General features: G+C 62.3%; 9 protein-coding genes. 4 read left to right on the top strand and 5 right to left on the bottom strand.

Features of this window, described 5'->3' with window-relative positions; genetic code table 11:
- The first annotated feature begins 9 nt into the window (after positions 1 to 9).
- Genes PSH94_RS02415 through asd form a run of 3 tightly spaced genes read left to right on the top strand, consistent with a single transcriptional unit; the run spans position 10 to position 3,297 of the window.
- On the top strand, positions 10 to 1,545 hold the full coding sequence (locus PSH94_RS02415; RefSeq protein ID WP_181080477.1) for an HDOD domain-containing protein: 1,536 nt from the start codon (positions 10 to 12) through the stop codon (positions 1,543 to 1,545).
- A 57-nt stretch (positions 1,546 to 1,602) separates the two neighbouring features.
- Positions 1,603 to 2,421, top strand: coding sequence for a rhodanese-like domain-containing protein (locus tag PSH94_RS02410; RefSeq protein WP_305436335.1), 819 nt, complete (start codon positions 1,603 to 1,605; stop codon positions 2,419 to 2,421).
- A 15-nt stretch (positions 2,422 to 2,436) separates the two neighbouring features.
- Positions 2,437 to 3,297 carry an archaetidylserine decarboxylase gene (gene asd / locus PSH94_RS02405; RefSeq protein ID WP_034095590.1) on the top strand — a complete coding sequence of 287 codons (861 nt, stop codon included), beginning with the start codon at positions 2,437 to 2,439 and terminating at the stop codon, positions 3,295 to 3,297.
- Positions 3,298 to 3,366: 69 nt separating this feature from the next.
- On the opposite strand, the gene serB is transcribed toward asd, so the two are convergent.
- Positions 3,367 to 4,581 (bottom strand): phosphoserine phosphatase SerB, encoded by a 1,215-nt coding sequence (serB, locus tag PSH94_RS02400; RefSeq protein WP_181080479.1) that lies wholly within the window; start codon positions 4,579 to 4,581, stop codon positions 3,367 to 3,369.
- A gap of 133 nt (positions 4,582 to 4,714) precedes the next feature.
- Here serB and PSH94_RS02395 point away from each other — a divergent pair, with 133 nt between their 5' ends.
- Positions 4,715 to 6,247, top strand: a complete 1,533-nt coding sequence (locus tag PSH94_RS02395) for an AhpA/YtjB family protein (protein ID WP_305436333.1) — start codon at positions 4,715 to 4,717, stop codon at positions 6,245 to 6,247.
- 129 nt (positions 6,248 to 6,376) lie between these two features.
- Here the strand turns inward: PSH94_RS02395 and PSH94_RS02390 are convergent, their stop codons facing one another.
- From PSH94_RS02390 to parE, 4 genes are all read right to left on the bottom strand, one after another.
- Positions 6,377 to 7,087: a membrane integrity-associated transporter subunit PqiC gene (locus PSH94_RS02390; RefSeq protein ID WP_181080481.1), complete on the bottom strand. Its 711-nt coding sequence runs from the start codon at positions 7,085 to 7,087 to the stop codon at positions 6,377 to 6,379.
- 177 nt (positions 7,088 to 7,264) lie between these two features.
- Complete coding sequence (gene parC / locus PSH94_RS02385; protein WP_181080482.1) at positions 7,265 to 9,529, bottom strand: DNA topoisomerase IV subunit A; 2,265 nt, start codon at positions 9,527 to 9,529, stop codon at positions 7,265 to 7,267.
- A gap of 73 nt (positions 9,530 to 9,602) precedes the next feature.
- Entirely contained in the window at positions 9,603 to 10,598 is a 996-nt protein-coding gene (locus tag PSH94_RS02380) for an esterase-like activity of phytase family protein (protein ID WP_181080483.1), read from the bottom strand.
- Positions 10,598 to 12,502 (bottom strand): DNA topoisomerase IV subunit B, encoded by a 1,905-nt coding sequence (parE, locus tag PSH94_RS02375; RefSeq protein WP_181080484.1) that lies wholly within the window; start codon positions 12,500 to 12,502, stop codon positions 10,598 to 10,600. The genes PSH94_RS02380 and parE overlap by 1 nt, the downstream gene beginning before the upstream one ends.
- Between the last annotated feature and the right edge of the window lie 24 nt (positions 12,503 to 12,526).

Raw genomic sequence — 12,526 nt, 5'->3', positions numbered from 1 at the left:
GCCCCTACCATGGCTAAACAAAAAACCGACCCAACTGCAAAACCTGCCTCCCTCCCCGACTGGATCAAGCGTCTGGACGAGGTGCACTTGCCTGTTCCACAGGCCAGCCATGACCGCGTATGCAAAGCCATTCGCGACAGCCGCAGTTCGTTGCGAGATATTGCCGAGCTGATGCAAAACAGCCCGGCCCTGGTACTCAGCGTGATGCGCGAGGCCAACAGCCATACCCATGGCAGCCTGGCCGAGCCGGCGGAAAACCTCGAGGTGGCGCTCAACCGCCTGGGCCTCAAGCGCGCCGAGGAATTACTGGCGCGCTTGCCGTCAGTGCCCGCCCAGGACATTCCAGCGGCGCTGCGCCAGCTGTTGCTGGTCAGTCAACACGCCTCGCAGCAGGCCAACGGCCTGTTCGGCAGCCGCCTGGCGCGGCTGTGGCAAGACATTCATTGGGGCAGCCTGCTGTTTCTGTCGCCGCTGTGGCCGATGGCAGTGGCCTATCCCAAGCTGCTGGAAGAATGGGAACTGCGGGTTATCCACAAGGGCGAGTCGGCGCGCGTGGTCGAGCAGCAATTATTCGGCGTGCGCCTGCTGGACCTGTGCATCGGCCTGACCGAAGCCTGGCATTTGCCGATGTGGGTCTCCCAGGGTTACACCCTGCTGCTGAACGAGCAACGCATGCTGGTCAAGTCGCTGCGTGTCGCCCGCGATGAAGATCCTCTGCACCAACAGCAATTGCTCGACGCCGACCCCGGCTTGCGCCGCTGGCTGAACCAGCCGGCCAATACCGTACTGCTGGCCAATGGCTTGGCAATGTCCGCCCAGGAATCCTGGACCTGCCCGCACACGCAGCGCTGGCAATTGCTCACCGCCCTGTACCTGCAACAACCGTTGGGCGAGGTGCAGCAGCAAGTCCACCAACAAGCCGTAACCAGCGCCCGCACCGCGCTGATGCCCGATCTCTGGCATCCGGCGCTGTCGCTGATCTGGCCGTGGCATGTGCAGAAGATCCATCGCGGCTTGCTGCCCGCTCCGCCCCCTACCGCCGAAGCCCTGGCCGTATGGCGAAGCCGCTGCACCGAACTGCTGATGGAACCGAGCCGGTTTGCCAACGCCATGCACCTGACCACCTGCGCCAAAGAGGCGCTGGTCGCCAGCGGTATGCAACGGGTGATGCTGCTGATGACCGACCGCGCCCAAAGCACCTTGCGCGTACACCAGGTCGACGGCTTGCCCAAGGACGCCGCCAACCTGAGCCTGGACGTGGTGCACAGTACGATGCTGCAGCGCCTGCTGGAAAAGTCCGCCCAGGTCCGCTTCACGCCGGACAACCACGCCCAGTTCTCCGCGCTGCTGCCGCCAATCCTGAGTCGCCTGTTCAGTGGCGAACACTTGCTGCTGCGTTCCTTGAGCTGCAATGGCAAGGTCGTGATGCTGATGGTGGCCGACCAGGGCGGTGGGCCATTCTCGGAAACCACCGTGCAAGCCTTTGGCAAAACCGCCCAATGCATCGAAAAGGCCCTGCACGGCTTTACCAACCGCGGCGCCTGATGCTTGCGCTACAATCGCCGTCCCTTATCGCCGACCTTTATGCCCAGGAGACCTCACATGCCTGACTTCTCTGGCTTGCCGCTGGTGATCGAATCCGCCGACCTGCACAGTCGCCTGGGTGCCGAACACCTGATTGTGGTGGACCTCACCAGTGCCGCCCGCTACGCCGAAGGGCATATCCCCGGCGCACATTTCGTCGACCCGAAGCGCACTCAACTGGGCCAACCGCCAGCTCCCGGCCTGCTGCCGAACAAGGCGGACCTGGAAAAGCTGTTTGGCGAACTCGGCCACACGCCGGACGCTACCTATGTGGTGTACGACGACGAAGGCGGCGGCTGGGCCGGGCGTTTTATCTGGTTGCTCGACGTGATCGGCCACCAGAAATACCACTATCTCGACGGCGGCCTGCTGGCATGGTTAGCAGACGGCCGGCCCGTTTCCACCGACGCTCCCCCCTCGGCCGGCGGCCCGGTCAGCCTCACACTGCACGATGGCCCTACTGCGACGCGCGAATACCTGCAAAGCCGTCTCGGCGCTGCCGACCTGGGGATCTGGGACGCGCGCGGCCCGCTGGAGTATTCCGGCGAGAAGGTGCTCGCGGCCAAGGGCGGGCACATCCCCGGTGCGGTCAACTTCGAATGGACTGAAGGCATGGATAAGGCGCGCAACCTGCGCATCCGCCGCGATATGCCCCAGATTCTTGAAAACCTGGGCCTGACGCCCGACAAAGAAATCATCACCCATTGCCAGACTCACCACCGCTCTGGCTTCACCTATCTGGTGGCCAAGGCGCTCGGTTATCCGCGAGTCAAAGGTTATGCCGGTTCCTGGGGCGAATGGGGCAATCACCCCGATACGCCCGTTGAAAAGACTTAAGGTTTAAGGACAGTTATGAAAAAGCAGTTGTTTATCCTCAGCCAGTATTTGCTGCCGCACCACTTGCTGTCGCGCCTGGCCGGCTGCGTGGCCGAGTGCCGCGTGCGCTGGTTCAAGAATGCGTTCACCACTTGGTTCGCCAAGCGCTATCAAGTGGACATGTCCCAGGCACTGGTCGAGGACGTGACCGCTTACGAGCACTTCAATGCATTCTTCACCCGCGCCTTGAAAGACGGCGCGCGGCCTCTGGACCCGACCCCCGGCGCCGTGCTGAGCCCCGCCGACGGCGCGGTCAGCCAGCTCGGTCCGATCGAACATGGCCGCGTGTTCCAGGCCAAAGGCCACAGCTTCAGCGTGCTGGAACTGCTGGGCGGCGATGCAGCCATGGCCGCGCCGTTCATGGGCGGCGATTTCGCCACTATTTACCTGTCGCCGAAAGACTATCACCGCGTGCACATGCCGCTGGCCGGTACCCTGCGCGAGATGGTCTATGTGCCGGGGCGGATTTTCTCGGTCAACCAGACCACCGCCGAAAACGTGCCGGAGCTGTTCGCGCGCAACGAGCGGGTGGTTTGCCTGTTCGACACCGAACGCGGCCCGATGGCTGTGGTGCTGGTGGGCGCGATGATCGTGGCGTCGATTGAAACCGTATGGGCCGGCCTGGTTACGCCACCCAAGCGCGAGCTGAAAACCTTCCGCTATGACGAAGCCGCCCGCGCGCCGATCCACCTGGAAAAAGGTGCGGAGCTGGGACGCTTCAAGTTGGGCTCCACCGCGATCGTGCTGTTCGGGCCGGATCAGGTGCAGTGGTCAGAAGCGCTGCTGGCCGGTTCGCCGGTGCAGATGGGCCAGGGGATCGGCCTGCCGAAAGCCTGATCCGATATTTGCAGAGATCTAATGTGAGAGGGGGGTTGCCCCCTCCTACATTTCTGACCGCATTGAGTCTCAGAGCTGGCCGTCGCGGTCGCGAAAGCCCAGCAGGTACAGCACACCGTCCAACCCCAAGGTCGAAATTGCCTGCTTGGCTGACTGTTTGACCAGTGGCTTGGCCCGGAACGCCACGCCCAACCCGGCAATCGCCAGCATCGGCAAATCGTTGGCACCGTCGCCGACCGCGATGGTCTGCTCCAGACGCAACCCTTCCTTGTGGGCCAGCTCCTTGAGCAAGTCGGCCTTGCGCTGCGCATCGACAATCGGCTCGACCGCTACGCCAGTCACTTTGCCGTCGACCACTTCAAGCTCGTTGGCAAAGACGTAGTCGATGCCCAGCTTGGCCTGCAACTGCTTGGCGAAATAGGTAAAGCCGCCGGACAGGATCGCAGTCTTGTAGCCCAGGCGCTTGAGTTCGGCGAACAGGGTTTCGGCGCCCTCGGTCAGGCGCAGGGAGGCGCCGATGGAATCCAGCACGCTCACATCCAGGCCTTTGAGCAGTGCCAGACGCTCCTTGAAGCTGGCGCGGAAGTCCAACTCACCGGCCATGGCACGTTCGGTGATGGCACTGACCTGCTCACCCACGCCGGCGGCCTTGGCCAGCTCGTCGATGACTTCGGCCTCGATCAGTGTGGAGTCCATATCGAACACCGCCAGGCGACGGTTGCGTCGGAACAGCGAATCTTCCTGGAAGGCGATATCGACGTTCAGTTCCTGGGCCACACTGAGGAATTCAGCCCGCAGGGCCTGCGGATCGGCCGGTTCGCCGCGCACGGAGAACTCAATGCAGCCCTTGCCCTGGTCGGCCGGCGTGTCCAACGGCATGCGCCCCGACAGACGGTCGATATGGTCGATATTCAACCCATAGTGCGCGGTAATGGAACTGACGCGCTGCAGCTGTTCGGCGGTGACCTTGCGGGTCAACAGCGTGACGATATGGCGCTTCTTGCCTTGGCCGGCCACCCACTGCCGGTAGTCCGCTTCGGAGACCGGCGTGAAACGCACCTGCTGGTCCAGCTTATACGCGGTAAACAGAATGTCCTTGAGCACGGATGATGACTGTTCGTTGCTCGGGATTTCCACCAGGATGCCGAACGACAGGGTGTCGTGGATCACTGCCTGGCCGATGTCGAGAATGTTTACACCACCCTGGGCCAGAACACCGGTAATGGCGGCGGTAAGACCCGGGCGGTCTTCCCCAGTGATGTTAATCAGGACAATTTCGCGCAAGGCGCACCCCCAGGCTGGAAAAAAACCGCATTCTACCCACTTTCAGTGACCATCGGGCACAGCCAACGCTTTGCCGGTCATGGGCCTGTCGCTATACTGCGCGTCAACTTCACGGACCAAGAGCCGAGCTCAAGTGAACCGGCCCACGCCAGTAAAAACCGACAACTTCTTCCTGCTGATCTTCCGGGCACTGCGCCACCGCCGTGTACCGATCGCATTACGCATCGCCAGCCATAACGTGATCCTGGTCGCCCTGGCCCTGGTGATCTACGCCTGCGTGATGGGTTTGCAGTTCAAACAGGCCATGCACGAGCAAGCCGACGCCCTGGGCGAAAGCTTGACCACCCAGACCGCCACCTCGGCGACCGAGCTGCTGGTGTCCAACGACATCCTCAGTCTCAACGTGCTGCTCAATAACCTCACCAAGAATCCGCTGGTGGCTCACGCCGCCATCTACAGCGTCGACAACCGGATCATGGCCGAAGCCGGTCAGCGCCCGAAAAACGGCCTGTTGGGTGAGGCCGAAGGCCTGTACCAGAGCAATATCACCTTTCAGGATGTGAAGGCCGGCCAATTGCGCATCAGCCTGGACATGCAGCAATTCCAGCAGCCGATGACCATCAGCCTGCAAAGCATGGGCATCCTGAGCGCGATTCTGCTGGCATTGGCGCTGGCCTTGAGCCTGCGCCTGGGTCGGCACATCTCCACGCCGCTGATGCAACTGCGCATCTGGCTGCGGGACATCGACGAACACACTCCGGCCACTGACCGCCAGGACGAAATCGGCGACTTGGCGCGCCAGCTCCACGCCAGCTTCGCCCCGGAGCCGGTGGTCCGGGAAATTGAGCCGGAACCCGAGCTCGAAGACACCGATTACGACGACGAACCCGAGTTCGAAGTGCGCGACCTGCGCGACCCCGGCTTCGACGAAAAGCCGCCGGTGGCGGGCCTCAAGCCCGTAACGCGCAAGGCTCTCATCGCCGAAGAGGACGAACTGGACGACGAAGACCCGTTCGCCGACCTGCGCGATACCTCGGCCGGCACCCCGGCCGTCGCGCCGAAGGCAGCGCCGATGAAGAACGCCGAACCGCAGCACAGTGCCGTGCTGGCCGTGCAACTGGGTGCCCAGGACCAACTGCGTCGCCTGCCCCGCGCGCGCCTCACGGAATTGCTGGAACGCTACCGCGACTGCCTCGACCAGGCCGCCTCGCTGTACCAGAGCGAACTGCATACCCTGAACGATGGCAGCACGTTGATGCTGTTCCACAGCGAAGACAGCGGCGAAGACTACCTGACCAACGCCATCTGCTGCGGCGAGCTGCTGCGCGCCCTGGGCCACGCCTTGCAGATCGAGGTGGCCGACAGCGGCATCACCTTGCAACTGCAGTTGGGGCTGACCGTGGGTGAAGATCTGTTCGGCATGAGTCAGATCGACCTGCTGCTCACTGAAATCGCCCAGGATGCGCTGGCCTTGTCCCAGCACAGCCGCAACCTGCTGCTGGTGGAGCGCAAGATCAGTGAAGACGCGCTGATTCGCCAGCGCGCCCGCATCCGCCCGATTGCCAGCCCCGAGGGCGCCAGCTGCGTGGAGCGCCTGATGGAACCGTATCCGTCGATGCTGGAACGTCAGTTAGCGCGTATGCACGAGACCCGCGCAAAACCCTGAAGAGCACGGCAAGAATAATGTGGAGGGGCAAGCCCCTCCCACATTGGGACTCCTAAAAACTTCAAGTAAATCGCACACAAACAAAAGGCCCGCTGAATCAGCGGGCCTTTTGTTTGTGTGGCATTCAGATCAAAACCTGAACACTTCCATATCGGTACGAATCGGTGTGGCCATGGGCATCTTGGGTTTTTCCGGAGCAACCGGCTTGGCCTGGGCCGGCGCTTGTTTGCGCGGGGCTTCGGCGGCGATCGGCGGCTGGTTGGCCAACGGCTTGAGTGCCACCGACAATTGCTGGGCCAAGTGCTGCAACAACACGCCCTGGGCCTGGACCTGGGACGCGGTGGTGCCGGTGTGCTGTTCCTGCAAGTGCACGATACGGTTGTCGCGTACCTGGCCACGACGGTCGATCAGACGCCACTGTGCATCAAGGATGGCCGGCTGCGAGCTGCCCGAGTCCAAACGTGTGATCGTCAGCAATACCTGCACATCCGGGGTGAACCCGGTCGGTGCGGGCGCGAGGACCACCCGCTGGCTGTCCAGTTGACCTGCCACCTGGCGCAGCATCAGTTGGTTGATGTCGGACGATAAACTGCCCGCCCATCGACCATCGGTGGAACCTTGCAGGCTGCCGTCGTTCTGACGTTGCAGCAGGGTTTCACGCTGCAGGTAGTCCGCGACGATTACCGGCCCCAGCAAAACCGCCATGCCGGCGGTTTGAGCTGGTTGAGCCGGACTTCCGCTGTCCAGCTGATACAGCGACACGGGTTGATGTGTGCTGCAACCCGCCAGCCCCAAAAGGCCAGCGAGCATGAAAATAAAAGGAAGGCGTGGAGCAGTCATCATCCCATCCAGGTGGCTGCCACAAGGCGAACCACAATGTAATACTAAAAAATAACCTGTACACGCTCGGCCACGCCGGCGCTGAAGAGGCCATATCATCCGTGAATATGCGCCATGACTCCAGCGCCAAAGCGTCGATCTACGCGTTAAATCGTAGATCGAGGGCTCTAATCCGCCTTAAACGGACGTTTCCACCAACAAAGCATCCACTCGCTGGAAACCACGAGGCAATTTATTGCCGCGTCGACCACGCTCGCCCTTGTAGTGCTCCAGGTCATCAGGGCGCAGCGACAGTGTGCGTTTGCCCGCCTGGAGTACCAGCGTAGCGCCTTCCGGGATCACTGCTATGTCAGTTACGTACTCTTCACGACTGGCCACCCGCTCCCCGGGAATGCCAATAATCTTGTTGCCTTTACCTTTGCCCAACTGCGGCAAATCACTGATCTTGAATACCAACAGGCGCCCTTCGGTGGTCACCGACGCCAGCCAGTTGCTCTCGCGATCCTCCACCGGGCGCGGCAGAATCACCTTGGCGTTGTTCGGCAGGCTCAACAATGCCTTGCCCGCCTTGTTCTTGGCCTGCAGGTCTTCACCCTTAACCACGAAGCCATACCCGGCGTCGGAAGCGATCACATACAGCGCATCATCGTCCGGCAACAGTACACATTCGAAATTCGCCCCAGGCGGCGGTGTCAGGCGCCCGGTAAGTGGTTCGCCCTGCCCCCGTGCCGATGGCAACGTATGGGCCGGCACCGAGTAACTGCGCCCGGTCGAGTCAATAAACACCGCAAACTGATTGGAACGCCCGGCGGCTGCGGTCTTGAACCCATCACCGGCCTTATAGGACAAGCCGGTAGCGTCAATATCATGCCCTTTGGCGGAGCGAACCCAACCCTTTTCCGACAGAACGACGGTAATTTTCTCATTGGGCAGCAGCTCTGTTTCTGTCAGAGCCTTGGCCTCGGCGCGCTGGACAATGGGCGAACGGCGGTCATCGCCGTAGGTCTCGGCGTCTTTGATCAGCTCGCTGCGCACCAGCTTTTTCAGTTTGGCTTCGCTGCCCAGCAGGGCTTGCAGCTTGGCCTGCTCCTTGAGCAATGCATCCTGCTCATCGCGCAACTTCATCTCTTCCAGGCGCGCCAACTGGCGCAGACGGGTGTCGAGAATGTAATCGGCCTGGATCTCGCTCAGCTCGAAACGGGCGATCAGCTCGGCTTTCGGGTGCTCGGCGGTACGGATGATATGAATCACTTCATCCAGGTTGAGGTAGGCAATCAACAAACCGTCCAACAGGTGCAGGCGACGCTCGACCTTATCGAGGCGGAATTGCAGGCGGCGACGAACGGTACGCACGCGGAACTCCAGCCACTCCACCAGCAGGTTGCGCAGGTTCTTCAACTGCGGCTTGCCATCCAGGCCAATAATGTTGACGTTGACCCGGTAGCTGGACTCCAGGTCGGTGCTCGCGAACAAATGCTGCATCAGCACTTCGTGATCGACCCGGCTGTTGCTCGGGATGATCACGATACGGCACGGGTTCTCATGATCGGACTCGTCACGCAGGTCGGCGACCTGGGGCAGTTTCGACGGCTTGGCCTGCATCAATGCGGCGATCTGCTCCAGCACCTTGGCGCCGGACACCTGGTGCGGCAGCGCGGTGACGATAATGTCGCCGTCCTCGATGTGGTACACGGCGCGCATGCGCACCGAGCCTTTGCCGGTTTCGTACATCTTCAGCAAATCGGCGCGCGGCGTGATGATCTCCGCTTCGGTCGGGTAGTCCGGGCCCTGGATATGTTCGCAGAGCTGCTCCACGGTGGCCTTGGGTTCATCCAGCAGGCGCACGCACGCGGTGGCCACTTCGCGCAGGTTGTGCGGCGGCACGTCAGTGGCCATGCCCACCGCAATGCCGGTAGTGCCATTGAGCAGGATATTGGGCAAACGTGCCGGCAGCACCAGGGGTTCGTCGAGGGTGCCGTCGAAGTTCGGCCCCCAGTCCGCTGTGCCCTGCCCCAGCTCGCTGAGCAGCACTTCGGAGTAACGCGACAGACGCGCTTCGGTGTAACGCATGGCGGCGAAGGACTTGGGATCATCCGGCGCACCCCAGTTACCCTGGCCATCCACCAGTGTGTAGCGATAGCTGAACGGCTGCGCCATCAGCACCATGGCTTCGTAGCAGGCCGAGTCGCCGTGGGGGTGGAACTTACCGAGCACGTCACCGACGGTACGCGCCGACTTCTTGTGCTTGGAATCGGCGTCCAGACCCAACTCACTCATGGCGTAGATAATGCGCCGTTGCACGGGTTTCAGGCCGTCGCCGATATGCGGCAAGGCACGGTCCATGATCACGTACATGGAGTAGTTGAGGTAGGCATTTTCGGTGAAGTCAGCCAGCGAGCGGCGTTCTACGCCGTCTAAGCTGTCTGCGAGGATGTCACTCATGCGGGCCTCATCATGGTCGGGTAAGGCGCAGCGGAACGGCCGCGGCGCTGAATCAATTCAAAAAATGCAGGGTTCACGGCTGGGCGCTCCAGCCACCGGCCGGGGCGGCAAAACGATAGACCACCGGACGCTTCTCACCATCGGCGCGGGGGCCGAAGTTATTGTCCAGCCCGATCCAGGCGCCCTCGGCGTCGATCACCAGCGCCTCGGCCAGCCCATAGGGTTGGTCATACCGGCGTTGCGGCGCCAGCATGCCTTCGGCAAACGACCAGCACCGTTCGACCGCGGCCGTAACGGCATCGCGGCGACAGATCTGGTACTGGCTGCTTTCAAGGGTAAATAACTTGCCGTCGAACAACGCCAGGTCGGAGAAATTCCTCGATACCGCCTTGGCGTTGGGCACCTGGGCCGGCTGCATCTCTGTGCCGGCCTCACTCAGCAGTACGCAGCGACCGTCACAGTCCCACAAGCTCTGCGGGCGCTTGATGGACACCAGCCCGCGCCGCTCACGCTCGGCCGCGAGCCAGAGCTGATTACCCTGCGGATTCACCGCCAGGCCCTCGAACAGCGCATTGAAGTGCAGCAACATGCCACTGGCGCGGGCTTCGCGCACCATGCCGGGGGCGATCTTCAACCACTGCGGCGCACCGGCCACCGGTACTTGCAGCACCGCCGCATGAGCCTCGCTGACAATGTAGCGGTTACCCATGGCGTCACAGGTGATGCCTTCAAAATCCAGGTCCCCACCGCGAATGAACGACGCCGCCTTGGTGCGCGAGCGCAACCCCCAGGGCAGGCCGGACTCGGGTACCGGCGGCACATCGATCTGTACGGTTTCAGCCTGCCAGGTCGGCGCGCTGATATCGAGGCGGTAGATCCGGTCGTCGTCGCGGTCGGACACCGTCCACAATTCATTGGCGCACACCGCAAGGCCCGACAGGTTGCCGCCGCGCATGCCTTCCACCGGGTGCTCGGACAACAGCACCAGCTCAGCCACGGGCGCGGCGGCCACCTGGGCGCTCGCCAACCCGCTCAATATCAGGATCGCCAGGGCGAAACCTGTGCGCATCAGCCCAGTACCTCAGCCAGATTGCCCTTCGTCTCCAGCCAGGACTTGCGGTCGCCGGCACGTTTTTTCGCCAGCAGCATGTCCATCATTTCGCTGGTGGCGGCGAAATCGTCGAGGGTCAACTGCACCAGGCGCCGGGTATTGGGGTCCATGGTGGTTTCACGCAATTGCGGCGGGTTCATTTCGCCCAGGCCCTTGAATCGTGTGACCTGGGGCTTGCCACGTTTCTTCTCGGCCACCAGGCGGTCGAGGATGCCATCACGCTCGGCTTCATCCAGGGCGTAGAAAATCTCTTTGCCCAGGTCGATCCGATACAGCGGCGGCATGGCGACGTAGACGTGGCCGGCATCCACCAGCGGGCGGAAGTGCTGCACAAACAGTGCACACAGCAGCGTAGCGATGTGCAGGCCGTCGGAGTCGGCGTCGGCGAGAATGCAGATCTTGCCGTAACGCAGCTGGCTCATATCGGCCGCGCCGGGATCGACGCCGATGGCCACGGCAATATTGTGCACTTCCTGGCTGGCCAGGACTTCGCTGCCATCGACTTCCCACGTGTTAAGGATCTTGCCGCGCAACGGCAGGATCGCCTGGAATTCTTTGTCCCGCGCCTGCTTGGCGGAGCCGCCGGCGGAATCGCCTTCGACCAGGAACAGTTCCGAGCGCATCGGGTCCTGCCCGGCGCAATCGGCCAGCTTGCCAGGCAGTGCCGGCCCCTGGGTAATGCGCTTGCGCTCGACTTTCTTGCTGGCCTTGAGGCGGCGACCGGCGTTGTTGATCGCCAGCTCGGCCAGGGCCAGGCCCAGTTCCGGGTGCTCGTTGAGCCACAGGCTGAAGGCGTCCTTGACCACACCGGAAACAAACGCCGCCGCTTCACGTGACGACAGGCGCTCCTTGGTCTGGCCGGAGAACTGAGGCTCCTGCATCTTCATCGACAGCACGAACGCGATGCGCTCCCACACGTCTTCCGGCGCCAGCTTCACTCCACGCGGCAACAGGCTGCGGTACTCGCAGAATTCGCGCATGGCATCCAGCAAACCCTGGCGCAGGCCATTGACGTGAGTACCGCCCTGGGCGGTCGGGATCAGGTTGACGTAGCTTTCCTGCACGCTGTCGCCGCCCTCGGGCAACCACAGCAGTGCCCAGTCGACGGCTTCCTTGTTGCCGGCCAGGCTGCCGCAGAACGGCTCGTTGGGCAGGCGTTCGAAGTCGCTGACGGAATCTTCCAGGTAGGAACGCAGGCCGTCTTCATAATGCCATTCGACCTTCTCGCCGGTACCTTTGTCTTCAAAGGTGACCAGCAGGCCCGGACACAACACCGCCTTGGCCTTGAGCACGTGCTTGAGGCGGCTGATGGAGAATTTCGGCGAATCGAAGTATTTCGGGTCCGGCGCAAAGTAAACGCTGGTGCCGGTGTTGCGCTTGCCAACGCTGCCGATCACTTCCAGATCGGTGGCTTTGTAGCCATCGGCGAAGGTCATCTGGTACTCGTTGCCGTCGCGCTTGACCTTGACCCGCACCAGGGTAGACAAGGCGTTGACCACGGAGATACCCACGCCGTGCAAGCCACCGGAGAACTGGTAGTTCTTGTTGGAAAACTTGCCGCCGGCGTGAAGCTTGGTGAGGATCAGCTCAACGCCCGACACGCCTTCTTCGGGGTGGATGTCCACGGGCATGCCGCGACCATCGTCGGACACTTCCAGGGAATGGTCCGCGTGGAGAATGACGTGCACCGACTTGGCATGGCCAGCCAGGGCTTCGTCGACACTGTTGTCGATGACTTCCTGGGCAAGGTGGTTAGGCCGGCTGGTGTCGGTGTACATGCCGGGGCGTTTGCGCACCGGGTCGAGGCCCGAGAGGACTTCGATGGCGTCGGCGTTATAAGAGCTAGCGCTGGGAGTGGCCATGGGGTCTCATCGTGAGTCGTTCGA

The sequence above is a fragment of the Pseudomonas sp. FP2254 genome (assembly GCF_030687695.1).
GTDB lineage: Bacteria > Pseudomonadota > Gammaproteobacteria > Pseudomonadales > Pseudomonadaceae > Aquipseudomonas > Aquipseudomonas quebecensis.
Note: the sequence above shows the minus strand (reverse complement) of the source record. Positions and strands in the feature narration are given on the sequence as shown.

What these genes read in the sequence shown, in the direction of transcription:
- PSH94_RS02415 (WP_181080477.1), top strand. Translation starts at nt 10, where the DNA reads ATGGCTAAACAAAAAACCGACCCAACTGCAAAACCTGCCTCCCTCCCC.
- PSH94_RS02410 (WP_305436335.1), top strand. Translation starts at nt 1,603, where the DNA reads ATGCCTGACTTCTCTGGCTTGCCGCTGGTGATCGAATCCGCCGACCTG.
- asd (WP_034095590.1), top strand. Translation starts at nt 2,437, where the DNA reads ATGAAAAAGCAGTTGTTTATCCTCAGCCAGTATTTGCTGCCGCACCAC.
- PSH94_RS02390 (WP_181080481.1), bottom strand. Translation starts at nt 7,087, where the DNA reads ATGACTGCTCCACGCCTTCCTTTTATTTTCATGCTCGCTGGCCTTTTG.
- parC (WP_181080482.1), bottom strand. Translation starts at nt 9,529, where the DNA reads ATGAGTGACATCCTCGCAGACAGCTTAGACGGCGTAGAACGCCGCTCG.
- PSH94_RS02380 (WP_181080483.1), bottom strand. Translation starts at nt 10,598, where the DNA reads ATGCGCACAGGTTTCGCCCTGGCGATCCTGATATTGAGCGGGTTGGCG.
- parE (WP_181080484.1), bottom strand. Translation starts at nt 12,502, where the DNA reads ATGGCCACTCCCAGCGCTAGCTCTTATAACGCCGACGCCATCGAAGTC.